The sequence below is a fragment of the Paractinoplanes bogorensis genome, from assembly GCF_018829635.1.
GTDB classification, from domain to species: domain Bacteria; phylum Actinomycetota; class Actinomycetes; order Mycobacteriales; family Micromonosporaceae; genus Actinoplanes; species Actinoplanes bogorensis.
This window is the reverse complement of record NZ_JAHKKG010000012.1, coordinates 59512-77740: the sequence shown is the minus strand read 5'-3', so window position 1 is coordinate 77740 and position 18229 is coordinate 59512. Positions and strand designations below refer to the sequence as shown.

The following is an 18229-nucleotide window of genomic DNA, read 5'->3' as shown; positions in this document are numbered from 1 at the left end:
CGCAAAGCGACGACATGATCGCGGTATGAGCTGGCAGCTGACCGATGACGTCGAGACCTTCGCCGCCACCACGGGCGACTTCCTGCGCGCCCGGCCGGTCGAGAACACCGCGATGCTGACCGTGCTCGCCACCCTGCAGCGGCGCGGGTCACACGCGTACGGAGAAGGAACGCCCGTGCTCGGCTGGTGGAGCACGCCGTCCGGGCAGGTCACCGGGGTGCTGATGCAGACGCCGCCGCACCCGATGATGTTCAGCGACCTGCCGCCGCGCGCGGTGCCGGCCGCGGTCGAGGTGCTCGACGGCCTGCCGCTGCCGGGCGCCAACCTGCCGGCCGAGGCGGTGGACGGCTTCGCGGCCGGGTGGCGGCGGCGGACCGGGGTGCGGACCCACGTCGTACGGAGAACCCGCCTTTATCGCCTGGAGGGGTTGAATTTCCCGCCCGACCCCCCGCCCGGCCATGTGCGATTCGCCGAGGCCCACGACTCGGCGCTGCTGCAGGGCTGGTTGCTCGCGTTCCACGACGAGATCGGCGAACGCCGCCCGGCCGACCCGCAAGCGGCGATCGACGACCGATTGGCGTACGGGGGTGTGCTGCTCTGGGAAGACGGCGGGCAACCGGTATCGATGGCGATGTGCTCCCGTCCCGAGGCGGGCATGGTGCGCGTGCAGATCGTCTACACCCCTCCCGTACGCCGTGGGCGCGGCTACGCCGGAGCGGTGACTGTGGTCGCGAGCCAGGCCGCCCTCGACACCGGAGCGCGAGATGTGGTGCTCACCACCGACCTGGCCAACCCGACCAGTAATGCTTTGTATCAGCGGCTGGGCTACCGCCCGGTCGAGGATCGAGTGATCGTGGAGTTCACGGCATGACAGACGGCAAAGTGCTCTCGGTGAACGTGGGCGTCGCCCGGCCCAACCCGGCCAAGCGCAACGGCGGCCTGACCGGCATCGACAAGCTGCCGGTCGAGCACGCCGTCGAGGTGCGGGCGCCCGGCCCCAAGACGACCGGCCTGCACAGCGGGGTGGTCGGCGACCCGATCGGCGACATCAAACACCACGGCGGCAACGACCAGGCCGTGTACGCCTACTCCCGCGAAGACTACGAGTGGTGGGAAGAATCGCTGGGCCGGTCGCTGCCGGACGGCATGTTCGGCGAAAACATGACGACGGTCGGAATGGACCTGAACCAGACCCAGATCGGCGAGGTCTGGCGGGTCGGGGAGGTGCTGGAGCTGCAGCCGACGTTCGGGCGCATCCCGTGCTCGACGTTCCAGGCCAAGATGGGCGAGAAGCAGTGGTTGAAGCGGTTCGCGCGGGAGGCCCGCACCGGCACCTACCTACGCGTGATCACCCCGGGGCCGCTGCAGGTGGGCGATCCGATCTCGGTGGTGCATCGGCCAGCGCGGAGCATCGGGGTGTCGGAGGCGTTCGACATCTATATGCACCGCTCTGAGGAGCTGGCCCGGTTGCTGGTCGCCGAGGCCCTGCCGGCCGACTTGAGGGCCGAGATCGACCGCCGCCTGTGACGGTGCTCGGTGGGGCTGGGGTCGACCCGTTGCCGTTGGCCGACTCCGTGCATGCGTCGTCGGCGTACACGCGGGCAGCGCAGACCGGAGATCTCGTCGCGCTCGGGTTGCACACGCTCGGAGTGGCGACCATGCACACCGACGTGACCGGCGACGACCCGGAGGGCGAGCTGGTTCGGGCGTTACACGCGCGCTGCGCCGCCGGCTGCAGTGGTCGACTCGAACGGGGCGGAGAGGCCTTCTGCCGCCGGGTTCCTCTATGGATGGCTCGGCGGCGATGCCGTCGCACGGTGCGTGGGGATGGGTGCGGTTGCCGGCCCGTCGCTGACGTGATCTGGGAGGCGGCCGCCGCCTCGCGAGGCATGACGCGACGACTGACAGATGCCACCGTCATGTCCGGCGCCTCATCGCTCCCCGCGCGGGGAGCGGCTACCGCTTCAAGGCTCGATAACGGCGGAGGAGGGCGGTGATCTTGTCCTGGTCGGCGGCGCCGTTCAGTTCGGTGAGCAGGTCGTCCGGGCACAACTCGTAGAGGTCGCCCCACCAGCAGCGTCTCTTGTTGTCCCAGATCCGGTAGCCGCCGGGTACTCCTCGGGCGACGTACTGCCTCCTGCTCACAGGACAGCAGCCTACGAATGCCCGCTGCTGTAAGTCAGGACAATGCGTTGAAGAGGAGCTGGGGGGCGAAGCCCAAGACCACGGCTGCAGCGGCGGCGGTGATCAAGGCCGCGGCCAGTGGGCGGGTCACGGGGAAGCGCGGGTGGGTGGCGGCCTCGAGCAGGGTGGGGTCGACGACCGGGATGCCGGGGACTGTGGGGGTGGCGTAGAGCAGGGCGGCTACCCGTACGTAGTAGGCCAAGGCGACTACCGCGTTCAGGACTACCACTACGGCCAGCCAAGTCTCGCCGCCCTCAATCAAGGCGTCGACGATGGTGATTTTGGCGAACAGGCCCGCCAAGCCTGGGGGTAGGCCCGCCAAGCCGGCCAGGGAAAGGACCAGGGCGGCGCCCAACCACGGGGAACGGCGGGCGGCTCCGCGGTAGTAGAGGATGTCGCCGCCTGTGGCGCCGGCGGGACGCAGGGCCGCGATCACCCCGAAGGCGATGAACTCCAGGATGACGAAGAAGACGGCGTAGACGGCGGCCGCCTGGACGCCGTCGGCGCCCAGGGACAGCGGGGCCAGGATGTAGCCCGCCTGGGCGATCGAGGACCAGGCCAGCAAGCGGACCATGCGGGTCTGACGCAATGCCACCAGGTTGCCCACGGTCATGGTCAACAGGGCCAGGAAGGCGGTCAGAGTGGCGGCGTCCAGGCGTACGACGATGGCGGCCAGGGCCAGCACGCCGCCCAGCTTGGACGCCGTGGAGAGGTAGGCCGCGATGGGTAGGGGCGAGCCCTCGTACGTGGGTGGGGCCCACGCGTGCAGGGGGACGGCGGCGACCTTGAAGGCCAGGCCGACCACCAGGAGAGCGACACCGGCCTCGGCTACGGGGGCCGTGGGGCCGCTGCCGTTGATCAGGCGGTCGAAGTGCAGGGCGCCGGTGGCGGCGTAGTTGAGTGCCGCTCCTAACAGGGCGATCGCCGTGGAGATGACGCTGATCAGGAAGAACGTTACCGAGGCGGAGGCGGCCGAGGTCATCGGCTTCTCGCCGGGGGCGAAACGGCGCAGGCCCACCAGCAGGTAGAGCGGCAGGGTCAGGGTCTCCAGGCCGACGATCAGGGTGATCAGGTCGCCGGCGTAGCCGACCGCTACGCCGCCGGTCATCGAGGCGGCCAGCAGGAAGCAGTACTCCCCCGCCGGTGCGGTGCCCAGGCGCAGGGCCGGGATCGAGAGGGCCAGCACGCCTACGGTCAGGGCGGCGAACACTACCGCGGCGGTGGCGGCCAGCGGGCTCGGTACCCAGGAGCAGGCGTCTCCGGTGGGGGCGCAGAACGTGCCGGCGCGGGAACCGGTGATGATCGCGGCGGCGACCGTGGCCAGGCCGCCGGTGGCGAGCGTGCCGAAGACCGCGCCGCGGCGGGCTACGAGCAGGTCGGCGAGCAGCACCAGTACGGCGGTGCCGGCTGCGGCGTACAGGGGAAGCAGGGAAACGTGGTCGACGGTCTGGGCGCTCATCGCAGGGCCTCCGTCAAGGCTCGGACGGGGGCGCTCGTCGCGGCCAGCACCAGGGTGGGGGCCAGGCCCACGGCCAGGGTCAAGGCCGCCAGCGGAGACCAGGCGAACCACTCGGCGCCGCCTATCCCGGCGGGCACGGAAGCGGAACCGGTGGGGCCGTGGGTGACCTTGCGGAGCAGGCGGAGGAAGTACGCGGCGGTGAGCGCGCCGCCGATCGCGGCCAGCACGGCCAGCGTCAGCCAGAGGCCGCCGCCGCGCTCGACGGCGGCCACCACGGCGAACGCCTCGCCCCAGAAGCCGGCCAGGCCGGGCAGGCCGAGCGAGGCGATGGCGGCGAAACCGAGCAGGCCGGCCAGACGAGGGGCGGACTCGCGCAGACCGCCGAGGTCGGCCAGCTCGCCGGTGTGGGCCCGGTCCTTGATCGCGCCGGCCAGGAAGAACAGCAGGCCGGTGATCAGGCCGTGGGCGACGTTGCCGAGCAGCGCGGCCTGCAGGCCGGTGGCGGTCAGGGTGGCGATGCCGAGCAGCACGAAACCCATGTGGCCGACGCTCGAATAGGCGATCAGGCGCTTGAGCTCGGTCTGGCGCAGGCAGATCAGCGAACCGGCCAGGATGGCGGCGACGGCCAGGATGCCGAGCAGCGGCGCGGCCCACTCGGCACCGAGCGGGGCGACGCCGACCCCGATCCGGATCAGACCGTACGTGCCCATCTTGAGCAGCACCCCGGCCAGGATGACCGAACCCACGGTCGGGGCCTGGGTGTGCGCGTCGGGGAGCCAGGTGTGCAGGGGCCAGAGCGGGGCCTTCACGGCGAAGGCGACGGCGAACAGGGCGAACGCCGCCAGCTGGGTGGAACGGCTCAGGCCGGTGCCGCCGGTGAGCTGGGCGAGGTCGCCGGTGCCGGCGTTGACGGCGACCGTGATCACGCCGAGCAGCAGCAGGACCGAGCCGAACAGCGTGTAGAGGACGAACTTGCGCGCGGCCCGCCGCCGGTCGTCGCCACCCCAGCCGATGATCACGGCGTACATGGGAAGCAGGACGACCTCGAAGAACAGGAAGAACAGGATCAGATCCAGGGCCAGGAACGTGCCCAGGATGCCGGCCTCGAGGACCAGGAGCAGGGCGACCAGGGTGCGGCCCTGACCACCGCTGGGAACCTTTCCGATGGTGTACGCGCAACAGAGAACCGTGAGCAGGCCGGTGAGCGCGACCAGCGGGTAGGAGACGCCGTCGACGCCCAGATGGAAGTCGAGGCGCAGGGCGGGGACCCAGGAGACGTCGAACTCGGTCCACGGGCGGAGGGCCGTCGGCGTGGCCGAATAGGTGGTCCAGCCGTCGTCACGGGCGAACGGGAGCACGGCGATCGGGATCAGGGTGACCGCGGCGAAGATCGTGCCGGTGACGCGGGCGGCGTGGTCGCGACCCCGCGGGAAGAGGGCGATGACGGCCGCACCCAGGGCGGGAACGAGCAGAACGGCGACCAGAAGAGCGCTCATGCGGCGGCTCCGAACAGGACGGCCAGGGCGCCCAGGAACAGGGCGCCGGCCAGGACGGCGGCGGCCGCTGCGGGCAGGGGAACGCGGTGGGCGTACGCGAGGGCGGCGCCCACGGTCGAGGTGGTCTTGCCGGTTCCCTCGACGGCGGCGTCCACCACCTTCTCGTCGACCGTGGTGACGGCACGGGCGAGGGCGCGAGTAGGGCGTACGAGGAAACGGTCTTGAATCTCATCGAGCCGGAAACCCGCCGCCAACAGGGGACGCGCGCGGCCCAGAGCCATCGCGGGATCGACTCCGGGCACCTCGCGCCACAGCCACCACGCGGCCGTCGCGCCGGCCGCCAGCAGGATCAGGGGCAGGACGATGGCCACGCTGAGGTGCGGATCTTCCAGCTCGAGGGCGGTGCGGAAGGCCGGCGCGTACGCGGCCACGCCCAGCAACGCGGCCGGAATCGCCAGCAGCAGGATCGGCCAGCGCATGGCGGCGGGCGGATCGTGCGGAGTCGCCGGTTCGGTGTAGCGGGCGTCGTCGAACCCGACCTCCCAGTCGGGGCCGTCGGGGCCGTGCGCGCGCGAGATGCCGAAGAACGCCCAGAGCAGCAGGCGGGTGGCGTAGAAGGCGGTGATCCCGATGGCGAACAGCGCGGCGATCCAGACCAGCCAGCCGACCCAGATCGGCGCCGCCTCCCCGCCCTCGGTGGCGTGCGCGGCCGCGGTGAGCACATTTTCCTTGGACCAGAACCCGGCCAGCGGCGGCAGCCCGGCCAGCGCGCCGAGACCGATCACGAACGACCAGAAGGTGACCGGCATGTGCCGGCGGAGGCCACCCATGCGGGAGAGGTAGTTCGTGCCGACGGCGTGGATCACCGCGCCCGCCGCGAGGAACAGCAGGGCCTTGAACGCGGCGTGGGTGAGCAGGTGGAACAGCGCGGCGGCGGGCGAGCCGACGGCCAGGGCGCCGGTCATGTAACCGATCTGGCTGACAGTGGACCAGGCGAGCACGCGTTTCAGGTCGTCCTGAGCCATCGCGCTGAGCGCGCCGAGCAGGATCGTGATCGCGGCCATGACACCCAGCACGGCCAGGGCGGCCGGGGACTGGGCGTAGAGCGGGTACAGGCGGAAGACGACGTAGACACCGGCCGCGACCATCGTGGCCGCATGGATCAGCGCCGAGATCGGGGTCGGGCCGGCCATCGCGTCGGGCAGCCAGGTGTGCAGCGGGAACTGGGCGCTCTTGCCGGCCACCCCGGCCAGAATCAGGATCAGCGCGGCCGGGTGCGGCGGGTGAGCCAGCACGGCCGAGATCTCGCTGGTACGCGCGTCGACGATCAGAAACGCGATGCCGAGCAGGAAGCCGACATCGCCGACCCGGGTGACCAGGAAGGCCTTGACCGCGGCGGCCGGGGCCTCGGGCAGTCGCCGGTCGTGGCCGATCAGCAGGTAGGAGCAGGCGCCCATCACCTCCCAGCCGATCAGCAGGGTGATCAGGTCGCCGCTGGTGACAACCAGCAGCATGGCGCCGGTGAACAGGCTGATCTGGGCCGCGTACGGGGCATAGCGCGGGTCGTCGTGCAGGTAGGCCACCGAATAGACCTGCACGGCGAGGGCCACCGCGCAGACGGCCAGTGCGATGTAGAGGGCCGCGGGGCCGACGCTGATACCCAACGTGAGCTGGATGTCGCCGATGCTCACCCAGTGTGCCGACCACTCCTGTTGCTCTCGACTCACGAGGCTGACGATCGTCACCAGGAGTGCGATCGCGGCGCCCGCGATGCCGAGGACGGCGGCGGGGCGGCGGCGGTCCTGGTTGTCGTCCGGGGGCAGGGTCAGACCCACCAGGCCCAGGAGCAGCGGTACGGCGGGAATCAGCGCGGCGATCGTCACGAGGACACCTGAGCGTTCCGGTTCTGCTCGGCCACCGTCGCGTGGTCGGCCGAGACCTGCTCGTGGTCGTGCTCGTGCAGCGCCACCTCGTCGAGCACCACGGCCCGGCGCAGGCGGTAGAACTGCAGCACGATGGCCAGGCCCACACCGACCTCGGCCGCCGCCAGCACGATGACGAACAGGGCGAAGATCGCGCCGGCCCGGGGCTCGGGGACGGCGTAGGCCCAGGCCTCGGGCTGCACGCCGGTCAGACCCGCCTTGATCGTGCTGTCGGCGGCGACCAGGATCAGGTTGACGGCGTTGAGCATGAGCTCGACCGCCATCAGGACGAGGATGGCGTTGCGCCGTTTGAGGACGCCATAGACCCCAAGACCAAAGAGCAGAGCGGCTACGACGTACGGGATCACCGCGTGCATCAGGTGCCCTCGTCATCTCTCGTCGGGCCCGAGGGCAGCTCTCTCGGCGGGCCTTTCCGGGTGCCGCGCGGCAGCTCGGGGCGGCCCCGGCTCACCTCGGTGCTCGTGCTCTCGATGACCCGGGGGTCGGGGGCGGGCTCGAGCGGCATGTCCGGCGTCCGGCCCAGTTTGGGTGCGCCCTCGCGAGCCTGGAAGACGACGTTGCGGGCCTGGTCCTTGAGAGCGTCCTCGCGGGTCTGTTCCTGAGCCGGCTCGGCAACCTCGGTGGCCTGCTCGGCGGCGTGCTGAGCGCGCACCCGGGCCTGGGCGGCGGCCTGCCGGGCGGCGATGCGTTCCAGGCGGGCGGCCACCTCGGGCGACTCCCCGATCGGGCCGGGTTCGGGCGCGGGCTCGGCCCCGGCGTTCGGGTCGGGGCGGGCGCCGATGTCGGGGCGGGACAGCACGATCGCGCCGACCAGGGCGGCCAGCAGCAGGATCGAGAGCACCTCGAACGGCAGCACCCAGGCCCCGAAGATCTGCTCGCCGACGCGCCGGCCGGTGCCGGGCGGGGGCAGTTCGTATTCGGTCCAGCGGAAGGCGTCGACCAGCAGGACGGTGAGCCCCAGGCCGACGCCGCCGCCGATCAGGGCGGCCGGAAGGGCGGGCCGGTCGAGATCGTCGGACGGGCCGATCGGGGCCCGGGTCAGCATGACGGCGAACAGAAGCAGCACGACGACCGCGCCGACGTAGACCAGGATCTGCACCCAGGCGACCAGTTCGGCGCCCAGCACCAGATAGAGGCCGGCGATCGCGCCCAGGCTGACGACCAGGTAGAAGCCGGAACGCACCAGGTGGGCGCTGGTGACGACGAGGGCGCCGGAGCCGACCGCGATCGCGCCGAGAGCCAGCATCAGCGCGTCCGCTACGGTCACCGCTCCTGCTCCGGGGCGCTGGGACGGCGTACGGGGGGACGGGCTGTCTTTGCCGCAGTCGCCGCGCCCGGACCGGCGGCCTTGCGAGCGGCGGTGGCCTCCTCCTTGGAAGGCTCGCCGAGCACGTCGTGGGCCGGGGGCGGCGGGACCGTACGCATCCAGTCGCCCAGCCTGTCCTTGGTGTGGAGCAGGTCGAGGACGTCGGTCTCGGCGTATTCGAACTCGGGCGTCCAGTGCAGCGCGTCGAACGGGCAGACCTCGATGCAGATGCCGCAGTACATGCAGAGCGAGAAGTCGATGTCGAACTTGTCGAGCACGTTCCGCTGCCGGGCCCGCGCCGCACCGGGGACCACGACCTCTTCCTTGTGCGAGTCGATGTAGATGCACCAGTCGGGGCACTCGCGGGCGCAGAGCATGCAGACCGTGCAGTTCTCCTCGAGGAGCGCGATCACTCCCCGGCTGCGGGGCGGGAGCTCGGGCTCGACATCGGGATATTGCTGGGTGCCCGACCGCTTGGTCATCGTCTTGAGGGTGACGGCGAGACCCTGCACCAGGCCCTTGCCGGGCGTGCTCCGCTCCCCGTCGTCACTCACAAACGCATATCCTGCCCCTTCGCCCGATTCGATGCGAGCACACCCCCATCAGATCTTCCGGTAGTTTGACTCGCGAGTGAGTAGCCCCGCGCCGGAGACCTCGCATGGTCGCTGCTGTCCAGCGACATGTCGCGCCCGGCGACTCGGCCTCATCAAGATCCCGGCTGCGGCATCGTCGCGAGATCTTGAACGGAGCCTCACGTGTCCCCGACTCATCCGGCGCTGTCCGGTCCCCAGGGCGGTCGGCTGACGGCCCTCGACGCGCCACCCGACGGCGGATGGACCGTCGACGACCTCGAGACCTTCCCTGAGGACGGAGTACGGCGGGAACTGCTCGACGGAGTGTTGCTCGTGCGGCCCTCGCCCCCGGTGGTTCATCAGCAGATCGCCATGCGGCTGATGGCCGCGCTCCAGGACGGCGGCCCGACCGAATACGACGTCAACCAGGGCGTGCAGATTCGACTGGGCCCACGAACGGCGTTCAGCCCGGACGTGCTGGCGGTTACCGAGGATGCCGCTCGGCGGTGCGGGAACCATTTCTTTCCCGGCGAGGTCGTGCTGGCGATCGAAGTCGTGGCCGGCGCCTCGGCAACCATGGACCGGATTACGAAACCGGCCCTTTACGCAGCTGCGGGCATTCCGTCCTATTGGATCGTCGAGACCGACGGGCGGGTCACCGTCCGCACTTACGCCCTCGACGGGGATGCCGGAGCGTATCGGGCGACCGGCGAGTTCGACGGGACGCTGGAGATCGACGATCCGTGGCCGGCAGTCATCTCGCTCACCGAGCTGGCGCCGCCGTTCTTGTGAAGCTGTACCACCGGGAACATCCCGGTCGGGCGCTACGGCCGTTCGCCTCGCTCAGGTCGCCGCGGCAGCCGCCGGAGGCGGAGGGCTGGGCTGGTGCTTCTGGGGCGTCGACGAGGCGTACGGGATGGGGTGGTTTGTGATCTTGAAAGTGGATAACAGTAAAAGTAATGAATATAGAAGATCCTCGGTTTGATGCCTTGGTGTCCGGTTACTACCCGGGTGACCGCTTCATCCGAGCGAAGGAGGATCTTCGAATGACCAGGACCGGACGAGTGGCAGTTGCCGTCGTGGGATCGGCCGGACTGATCGGGGCGATCGCATCGCCCGCCGCGGCGGCGCCGGCAGTGATGGCGACGCCGTGTGTGCAGAAGGTGAGCGTCGTCAACAATGGTGGGTTCGTGATGAACTACCAGCTCACTACGCGTGATGGGCAGCTGTCGGCGCCGACCGACGACTACCCGGTCAACCAGTGGCGGGTCGTCGATCTGGCGTCGACGCCGTTCGCCGAAGGGGTCGACGTGCGGCCGCTGGTGCACGCGACCGCCGGCAACACTGTGGCGGGCAACGTGTTCGTGTCGTACTGCGCCAACGGGCAGACGGCGACCTACACGGCCAGCGGCACCACGCTGAACTACTCGGTGACGCTGCTTACGTGAGCACCCTGACCAACGCGGTCAGCACCAGCTGACCCAGCGCGACCGGCACGAGGACCAGCCAGCAGAGGCGTTGCAGCTGGTCCTCGCGCAGGCGCGGGTAGCTGACGCGCAGCCAGATGATCACGAAGCTCACCGCGAACACCTTGACCAAGGTCCACAGCCAGCCGAGCTGGTCGGCGAACGGGCCGTGCCAGCCACCCAGGAACAGCACCGTGGTCAGGGCCGCGATCACGACGATGCCGACGTACTCGGCGAGCAGGAAGAACGCGAACCGCAGGCCGGTGTATTCGGTCATGTAGCCGAAGACCAGCTCGGAGTCGGCGATCGGCATGTCGAACGGCGGGCGGCGGATCTCGGCCAGGCCGGCCACGAAGAAGACGAGCGCGGCCGGGGCCTGCCAGAGCAGCCACCACGGGCGCCACGCCTCGACGATGCCGGGCAGGCTGAGCGTGCCCGCGGCCATGGCGACGCTGGCCGCGGCCAGCACCAGAGGGAGCTCGTAGCCGAGCAGCTGGGCCGCGCCGCGCAGGCCGCCGAGCAGGCTGTACTTGTTGGCCGAGGCCCACGCGGACATGAGCACCGCGAGCACCCCGACGCCGAGGACGGCGAGCACGAAGAACAGGCCGACGTCGAGCGCCTGGGCGACCAGGCCGTTCGGGCCGAGCGGGATGGCCAGCAGAACCAGCAGGTAGGGGAACAGGGCGACCAGCGGGGCGAGCCGGAAGACACGTCGGTCGGCCTCGCCGGGGGCGACGTCCTCCTTCTGCACGAACTTCACGCCGTCGGCCACGAGCTGGGCCCAGCCGTGGAAGGCGCCCGCGTACATCGGACCGAGACGGCCCTGCATGTGGGCCATGACCTTGTGCTCGGCCTGCCCGACGACGAGCGGGAGCACGAGGAAGGCCGCCACGACGGCGACCACGCGAACGATCAGGTCGAGCCAGAGCGGCATCAGTCGGTGCCCCCGGCCTTCGGTCCCCACTCTTTCGGGTCGGGGACGCCGGGCGGGCGCATCGGGGCGCGCTTGGTCGTGCCGGACTCGGACTCCCCCGGCTCCTTGGCGCCCGGCCAGGCCTTGGCGACCCGGGAGGCCAGCACGAACTCCTTGCGCAGCGGGTGGCCCTCGAAACCGGGCGGCAGCAGCAGCGGACGCAGGTCGGGATGCCGGGCGAAGGTGATCCCGAACATCTCGTACGTCTCCCGCTCGTGCCACGCCGCACCCGGGAAGAGTTCGACCACCGACTCGATGACCGGGTCTTCCCGCGGCACGATCGTGCGCAGCAGCAGGGCGTGGTGCCGGCGGGTCGACCACAGGTGAGCGACCACCCGGAAACCCTCGTCGAGCTCGTCGACGGCGGACAGCCAGTCGAAGAAGTCGCAGCCGACGGCGCCGTTGTGCTTGGCCGTGCCGACCGTCTCCCACCAGCGGGCGACCGGCACGTCGACCACCGCGCGCTCGTGACCGGGACCCCCGCCCGAGAGGCCGGCGACGATCTCGCCCGGAGGCGCGTCCGGCGAGTCGTCCGTCAGCAGCGCGACCAGGCGCTCGCCGACCTCTTCAGGCGTCATGGGGTCATCTTATGGTCAGAGGCCGGGCAGGCGGCCGTTGCGGAAGACGTCGACGAAGTCCTGGTGATCTTCGCGGGCCTGGTCGCCGTAACGGTGGGCGAACTCGACCAGGTGCTGCACGAAGCCGGCCTCGTCCTTGTCGATCTCGGCCACGATCGCCTCTTCGGTCGAGAAGTCGACCAGGTCGTGGCTGGACTCGTCGTCGGCCACCGAGTGCATGCGGGCCACGGCCCGGCCCAGGTCGGCGATGACCCCGGCCAGTTCCTCGGGCTCGTTGACGTCGGACCAGTCCAGGTCGGCCGCGTAGGGCGAGACCTCGGCGACGAGCTGGCCCACGCCGTTGAGCGTCGTGTAGCCCACCCAGGGGTCGGCGTGCGCCTGCAACGCGTGCTGCGACTCGGCCGTACGGTGGCCCTGGTGCTTGAAGTGGGACCGCACCCGCTCGTCGTCGATCCAGCGGGCGACGGCCGGCACCTGCGCCTGCTTCATATAGATGATCACGTCGTTTTCGAGCGCCTCGGTGTGGCCCTCGAGCAGCAGGTTGTACGAGGGCAGGCCGGCCGAGCCGATGCCGACGCCCTTGCGCAGCTTGATGTCCTTGATGGTGGTCGACACCGGCCGGGTCTTTTCGGGGAGGGTGCCGAGGTATTGCTCGAAGGCCTCGCGCACGGCCGCGACGGTCGGCTCGTCGACCTCGTAGACGCCGTCGGCCATGGTGAACCGGCGCTCGTAGTCGTCGATCGTGGTCTGACCGTTGAGCAGGTCGATGCGGGTGCTGAGCCGGGCGTCCTGCAGCACGCGGCGCAGCGCCCCGTCGGCGTTCTCGAGGGTGATCGAGCCGATCGCGTCGTCGCCGCCGACCGCGATGGCCCGCAGCTCGGTGATGTAGGACTTCGTGAACCCGGTGACCAGCGAGGTGATGTGCTCGTCGGAGAGCGCCTTGGAGTAACCGATCAGGGCCACGCTGGCCGCGAAACGCTTCAGATCCCAGGAGAAGGGTCCCACGTACGCCTCGTCGAAGTCGTTCACGTTGAAGACGAGGTGACCGGACGCGTTCATGTAGGTGCCGAAGTTTTCGGCATGCAGGTCGCCGTGGATCCACACGCGGCTGGTGCGCTCGTCCAGGAAGCTCGAGTCTGCATAAGACTCGGACAGGTCGGCGTAGAACAGCGAGGCGCTGCCGCGATAGAACGCAAACGGCGACGCGGCCATCTTGCGGAACTTACGCCGGAAAGCGGCCGGATCGATAGCGATCAACTCACCGAATTCCCTGGTCAGAACGTCGATGATGAAATCCGCGCGGGACTGGTCGGTCATAGTGCGGACACTAGTCCCCACTTGCACGCGGCGGAGTCACCAAAGGGGCAGTCAACGCCAACGGATCGGGCCTGGACACCCCGCCCGGGCCGGACTGCTCGGCGGCGATCTTTTCCTGCAGGCGCAGGATGCCGTGCAGCAGCGCCTCGGGCCGCGGCGGGCACCCGGGCACATAGACGTCGACCGGGATGATCTGGTCGACGCCCTTGGTCACCGAATAGGAATCCCAGTAGGGGCCGCCGCAGTTGGCGCACGAGCCGAACGAGATGACGTATTTCGGCTCGGGCATCTGGTCGTAGAGCCGCTTGATCGCCGGGGCCATCTTGTCGGTGACCGTGCCCGACACGACCATGAGGTCGGCCTGGCGCGGGCCGTGCGCGAACGGGATGACACCCATGCGCATGAAGTCGTGCCGGCTCATGCTCGACGCGATGAACTCGATCGCGCAGCACGCCAGCCCGAAGTTGAACACCCAGAGCGAATAGCGCCGCCCCCAGTTCAGCACGAACCGGATGGGTTCCCCGAGCACACCTGGCAGACCGGCCACGACGTCAACCTACTCGCCCGCAGCGCCCGGGCGCTGCAGCAGGCTGAGGAAACCGGTGAGCAGCGCTTCCCGGAGAGCGGGCGGGGCCACGTTGAGCAGCGAGTTGACCGCGGCCATCCGGGTGAAGTCGCCACCGCCGAGCCCGAGGCCCTCGGCCAGGCCGGCGATCAGGTCGGGGGTGACCATCTCGGGGGTCAGTGCGCCGGCCGCCTCGAGCGGAGCGGGTGGCAGGTCGGCCGGGCCGGCGGCCCGGGCTGCGGCCACCGCATCGGCTAGATCGGACGCGAACTCGGCGGCGGTCGCGGCCACTGCGGCGGTCACCGTGAGGTGAATCGTGGCGGGCATTTCCCCGTACGCCATCTGGGGCTGGGTGTGCCAACCACGCGCAGCCAACTCGTCGGCGAGAACAAATAGATCGACGCCACCACCCGAGCCGACCGTCGGAGCGACGTCGCTCGAGTCGACCGTCCCGGCGCCCCGGCCCGCGTCGGCTGTCTGAGCGCCGCCGGCCGCGAGGCACACGACCGTCGTCTCGGGTGGCGCGAACAGGCGCACGCCGTCGACTCGCTCCACCGCCTCGGCCAGCACGGCGACGGCATCGCGGGTGCGCTCGGCCAGCTCGAGATAGCCCGCGTCGCCGATGTGCCGCAGGGTGGCCAGCGCCGCCGCGATCGGCCCGCCCGACCGGGTGGACGAGATGATCGGGTTGATCATCGTGTAGCCGGGCCAGCCCGCATAGGCGAAATACTGCGGCCGGCGCAGCGCCTCGTCGCGGTGCAGCAGGATCGACACGCCCTTCGGCGCGTAGGCGTATTTGTGCAGGTCGACCGAGATGCTGGTGACCCCGGGAACGGCGAGGTCGAAGTCCGGCAGATCGGCGCCGAGCCGCCGTAGGTAGGGCAGCACCCAGCCGCCGAAACACGCGTCCACATGGAACCGCACGCCCCGCTCGGCGCAGATCGCGGCGATCTCGGGAATCGGGTCGACCACGCCGTGGGCGTAGGAGGGCGCGGAGGCCGCCACGAGCACGGTGTCGGCGGTGATGGCCGCGGACAACGCAGCCGAATCGGCCCGCAGATCGGCGCCGACCGGCACGACGTCGAGGGCGACGCGCAGATAGTGCGCCGCCTTGGCGAACGCCGCGTGGGCGGTCGACGGGATCACCAGGCGCGGGGTGGCGAGCTCGGGCCGGGAGTCGCGGGCCGCCTTGACGGCGAGGATCAGCGACTCGGTGCCGCCGCTGGTGACACTGCCGACCGTCTGGTCGTCGCCGCCGAGCAGCCGGGCCGCGGCGCCGACCAGGGCGTTTTCCATCGCCAGGAGCGACGGGAAGGCGGTCGGGTCGAGCCCGTTGACGTGTGCGGAGATGGCGTGGGCGGCTCGGGCCAGCTCGTCGAGGCCCTCGAGCGCGGGGTCGTAGACATACGCGAACAACCGGCCGCCGTGCGTGGGCAGATCGGCCGCTCGCAGACCTTGCAGCTCGGCGAGGATCTGCTCCCCCGGAACGCCCTTCTCGGGCAGCGCCTCCAACATGGCGATCACGCTATCCCAGGCCGGGAGCGGGGAGGACCGCCAAAGAGGGGCCGCGGAGACCGCCGGGCGGACCGGCGTCAGGGGTGTCGGATGACGTCGCGATACGAACGCAGCAGGGCGACGGCGACGCCGACCAGAAGGGCGGGGATCACGGTGAAACCGAGCAGCACACCCAGACGGGCGGTGTCGTCCTGCACGGCGGCCTCGCCGCTCGACGACGACACATATCCGAAGAGCTGAAGGACCAGTGCGTAGAGCCCGGGCCCGAGCGCCAGCCCGAGCGTCTCCCCCGCCGTCCACAGACCGGTGAACACGCCGGCCTGGCGGCGGCCGGTGCGCTCGGTGTCATAGGCGATGCAGTCCGGCAGCATCGCCATCGCGAACACCTGCTGCCCGGCGTACCCGACGCCGATCACCGCCACGATCAGATAGACGGCGACGGGCGGCAGAAGAGGCGCGGCCAGCAGGGCCAGGGCCCCGGCCGCGAAGAGAAGCGAGCCCACGGCCAGCGAGACAGGCTTGCCCAGACGACGGCCGACCCGGCTCCAGAGCGGCATGACCAGCAGGGCGGGCCCGACGAAGGCCGCGAAGAGGAAGGTGGCTCCGGAATCCCGCTCGACCACGTGGTCGGCGAAGTACTGCACGCCGGCCAGCATCGTGCCGATGCCGACCGCCTGCACGATCCAGAGGAGGAGCAGTGCCCGGAAAGGACGGTTGGCGGCAGCGATCCGAAGCTGGGCGCGCAGGGAGGGCTCGACCGCGGCCACCGAGCGGGAGTCGGCCGAGCGCGTTCCGGCGTAGACGCCCAGGGTGCCGACGACGATGAGCGCGCCGACGAAGACGCCGGCCCAGCGATGACCGGCCAGGCCGCCGCCGGTCTGCTCGACGACGAGCGGGGCGAGCGCGCCCGAGACCAGGATGGCCAGCGCCAGCACGGCGACCCGCCAGGTCATCAGGCGGGTGCGCTCGGCATAGCCGTCGGTCAGCTCGGCCGGCATCGCGACGTAGGGGACCTGGAAGAACGCGTACGCGGTGGCGGCGGCGAGGAAAGCCAGGGCGACGTAGGCACCCGCGCCGGCTCCGCTGCCGACCGGGCCGGCGAAGATCGCGGCGAACAGCACCGCCAGCAGCAGACCGGCCCCGAGCAGGAACGGACGCCGGTCGCCGCGACGGTCGGAGATGCGCCCGGCGACCGGGTTGACGAGCACGTCCCACGCTTTCGGGAGCAGAACGAGCAGACCGGCGACACCAGCCGCCACACCTAACGTATCGGTCAGATAGGGCAGCAGCAGCAAACCCGGCACGGTGCCGAAGGCGCCCGTGACCAGCGAACCTAGGGAATATCCCGCCAAAACACGACGTGGCAGGGCGGCCGCCGGCTGTACGTCGGGAGTGGGACCGGCGGTCGTCATGAACGCGGATGGTAACCACGATCTTGTGATCCCGCCTACGCTTCGCCAGATGAAAAAGGTTGCGGCCGGGGTCGCCGCCAGTCATCCGGCCACGGCCGAGGCCGGGCAGCGCATCCTGCGGGACGGCGGAACGGCGGCCGACGCCGCGGTCGCGGCGGTGCTGGCCTGCTGCGCGGCCGAGACGATCTATACCGGACTGGGCGGCGGCGGGTTCGCCACCTACTTCGACGCGGCCACCGGCGAGGTCACGTGTCTCGACTTCTTCGTCGCGGTGCCGGGCACCGACGGTGACCGGGAAGCCGGCCCGATGGTCGCGGTCGACGTCTTCTTCGGGGGCATGCCGCAGGTCTATTCGATCGGCGGGGCGAGCGTGGCCGTCCCGGGTGTGCCGGCCGGCTGCGGCGAGGTGCACCGGCGCTGGGGCCGGCTGCCGTGGGCCGATGTGGTGGCGCCCGCGGTCGAGCTGGCCACGACCGGGGTGCCGGTGCCGGCCGCGCACGCGCAGACCCTCGACGCCTGCGCACCCGCGCTGGCCTGGGGCGAGGGCGCGCCGGTCTACACGCCCAACGGGAAACGGCTGCAGGGCGGCGACCGGCTGTTCCACCAGGGGCTGGGCACGGCGATGGCCCGGCTGGCCGCGGACGGGCCCGGCGTCTTCTATACCGGCGACTACGCCGCGATCATGGTCGACACCGTACGCGCGGCCGGCGGCAGTCTGGGCCCGCGGGATCTGGCCGACTACCGAGTGCTGGAGACGCCGGTCGACCACGCGACGCTGGCCGGGCACCGGGTGCTGGCCCGCCACGACATGAACCGCACGGTCGACACGATCGCCGGGCTGCCGGACGACCTGTCCCGCCCGGGCCGGGCCACCGGGGTCGCCACCGCCCTGCGCGACCAGGGCCGGCAGAAGATCGGGGACACGACCAACGTCTCGGTGGTGGACGCTGACGGCAACGCCTGCGTGATCACCACGACGCTCGGGCTGGGCGCCGGGGTCTGGCTGCCGGGACTGGGCATCAACCTGAACTCGATGCTCGGCGAGGGCGAACTGGTCACCGACGACATGGCCCCGGGCAAACGGATGTCGTCGAACATGTGCCCGCTCGTGGTGATCGACCCCGACGGACATCTCGCCGTGGCGGCCGGGTCGGCGGGAGCCAGCCGGATCCGTACGGCCCTGGTCGACACCCTGCTCGGCGTGCTGGTCGACGGGCTGGACATGACCGAGGCGATCGGGCGGCCGCGCTTCCACGTCGTCGACGACACCGTGCACGTCGAGCCGGGCTATCCGCGCGAGGAACTGAGCGCGCTGGCCGCCGCGGGCTGGCAGATCAAGCAGTGGCCCGGGATGAACCACTACTTCGGCGGGGTCACCGCGGTCGGGCAGGCGGGCGCGGCGGGAGATCCCCGCCGCGCCGGTGTCGGCCTGTTGCTCTAGCA

The 18229-nt window shown here is 70.8% G+C and carries 17 protein-coding genes and 1 pseudogene; 5 read left to right on the top strand and 13 right to left on the bottom strand.

All coding sequences use genetic code 11. The features are described from left to right. Positions 1-25: 25 nt before the first annotated feature. Complete coding sequence (locus KOI35_RS34340) at positions 26-871, top strand: GNAT family N-acetyltransferase (protein WP_215792870.1); 846 nt, start codon at positions 26-28, stop codon at positions 869-871. After that, positions 868-1527: an MOSC domain-containing protein gene (locus KOI35_RS34335; RefSeq protein ID WP_215792869.1), complete on the top strand. Its 660-nt coding sequence runs from the start codon at positions 868-870 to the stop codon at positions 1525-1527. Before KOI35_RS34340 ends, KOI35_RS34335 begins: the two co-directional genes overlap by 4 nt. Before the next feature lie 429 nt (positions 1528-1956). Here the strand turns inward: KOI35_RS34335 and KOI35_RS34330 are convergent, their stop codons facing one another. The 7 genes and pseudogenes from KOI35_RS34330 to KOI35_RS34300 form a co-directional block, all read right to left on the bottom strand. Beyond that, a complete protein-coding gene (locus KOI35_RS34330; protein ID WP_215792868.1) occupies positions 1957-2145 on the bottom strand; it encodes a hypothetical protein in 189 nt (62 codons plus the stop codon). Between the two features lie 34 nt (positions 2146-2179). Next, positions 2180-3643 carry an NADH-quinone oxidoreductase subunit N gene (locus KOI35_RS34325; RefSeq protein ID WP_215792867.1) on the bottom strand — a complete coding sequence of 488 codons (1464 nt, stop codon included), beginning with the start codon at positions 3641-3643 and terminating at the stop codon, positions 2180-2182. Beyond that, the gene (locus tag KOI35_RS34320; RefSeq protein WP_215792866.1) at positions 3640-5139 is read right to left on the bottom strand and encodes a complex I subunit 4 family protein; all 1500 of its coding nucleotides are present in this window, start codon (positions 5137-5139) and stop codon (positions 3640-3642) included. Before KOI35_RS34320 ends, KOI35_RS34325 begins: the two co-directional genes overlap by 4 nt. Further along, positions 5136-7022, bottom strand: coding sequence for an NADH-quinone oxidoreductase subunit 5 family protein (locus KOI35_RS34315; RefSeq protein WP_215792865.1), 1887 nt, complete (start codon positions 7020-7022; stop codon positions 5136-5138). The genes KOI35_RS34320 and KOI35_RS34315 overlap by 4 nt, the downstream gene beginning before the upstream one ends. Further along, a complete protein-coding gene (nuoK, locus tag KOI35_RS34310) occupies positions 7019-7438 on the bottom strand; it encodes an NADH-quinone oxidoreductase subunit NuoK (RefSeq protein WP_215792864.1) in 420 nt (139 codons plus the stop codon). The genes KOI35_RS34315 and nuoK overlap by 4 nt, the downstream gene beginning before the upstream one ends. A gap of 350 nt (positions 7439-7788) precedes the next feature. Then, positions 7789-8349: pseudogene (locus KOI35_RS34305) on the bottom strand (NADH-quinone oxidoreductase subunit J family protein); the annotation flags it as partial. Continuing rightward, entirely contained in the window at positions 8346-8942 is a 597-nt protein-coding gene (locus KOI35_RS34300) for a NuoI/complex I 23 kDa subunit family protein (protein ID WP_215792863.1), read from the bottom strand. The pseudogene KOI35_RS34305 and the gene KOI35_RS34300, both read right to left, overlap by 4 nt. Positions 8943-9143: 201 nt before the next feature. On the opposite strand from KOI35_RS34300, the gene KOI35_RS34295 reads away from it, so the two are divergent. Further along, positions 9144-9752 carry a Uma2 family endonuclease gene (locus KOI35_RS34295; protein WP_215792862.1) on the top strand — a complete coding sequence of 203 codons (609 nt, stop codon included), beginning with the start codon at positions 9144-9146 and terminating at the stop codon, positions 9750-9752. Positions 9753-10006: 254 nt separating this feature from the next. After that, complete coding sequence (locus KOI35_RS34290; RefSeq protein WP_215792861.1) at positions 10007-10408, top strand: hypothetical protein; 402 nt, start codon at positions 10007-10009, stop codon at positions 10406-10408. Here the strand turns inward: KOI35_RS34290 and KOI35_RS34285 are convergent. The 6 genes from KOI35_RS34285 to KOI35_RS34260 form a co-directional block, all read right to left on the bottom strand. Further along, positions 10401-11360 carry a complex I subunit 1/NuoH family protein gene (locus tag KOI35_RS34285; RefSeq protein ID WP_215792860.1) on the bottom strand — a complete coding sequence of 320 codons (960 nt, stop codon included), beginning with the start codon at positions 11358-11360 and terminating at the stop codon, positions 10401-10403. The genes KOI35_RS34290 and KOI35_RS34285 overlap by 8 nt on opposite strands. Next, positions 11360-11977: an NADH-quinone oxidoreductase subunit C gene (locus KOI35_RS34280; protein ID WP_215792859.1), complete on the bottom strand. Its 618-nt coding sequence runs from the start codon at positions 11975-11977 to the stop codon at positions 11360-11362. The genes KOI35_RS34285 and KOI35_RS34280 overlap by 1 nt, the downstream gene beginning before the upstream one ends. A 15-nt stretch (positions 11978-11992) precedes the next feature. After that, positions 11993-13294, bottom strand: coding sequence for a DUF2252 domain-containing protein (locus KOI35_RS34275; RefSeq protein WP_215792858.1), 1302 nt, complete (start codon positions 13292-13294; stop codon positions 11993-11995). A 10-nt stretch (positions 13295-13304) separates the two neighbouring features. Continuing rightward, on the bottom strand, positions 13305-13841 hold the full coding sequence (locus KOI35_RS34270; protein ID WP_215792857.1) for an NADH-quinone oxidoreductase subunit B: 537 nt from the start codon (positions 13839-13841) through the stop codon (positions 13305-13307). Between the two features lie 9 nt (positions 13842-13850). After that, complete coding sequence (locus KOI35_RS34265; protein ID WP_215792856.1) at positions 13851-15374, bottom strand: pyridoxal phosphate-dependent decarboxylase family protein; 1524 nt, start codon at positions 15372-15374, stop codon at positions 13851-13853. A gap of 77 nt (positions 15375-15451) precedes the next feature. Beyond that, complete coding sequence (locus KOI35_RS34260) at positions 15452-16786, bottom strand: MFS transporter (protein ID WP_215792855.1); 1335 nt, start codon at positions 16784-16786, stop codon at positions 15452-15454. A gap of 49 nt (positions 16787-16835) precedes the next feature. On the opposite strand from KOI35_RS34260, the gene KOI35_RS34255 reads away from it, so the two are divergent. Continuing rightward, the gene (locus tag KOI35_RS34255; RefSeq protein ID WP_215792854.1) at positions 16836-18227 is read left to right on the top strand and encodes a gamma-glutamyltransferase; all 1392 of its coding nucleotides are present in this window, start codon (positions 16836-16838) and stop codon (positions 18225-18227) included. Positions 18228-18229: the final 2 nt, after the last annotated feature.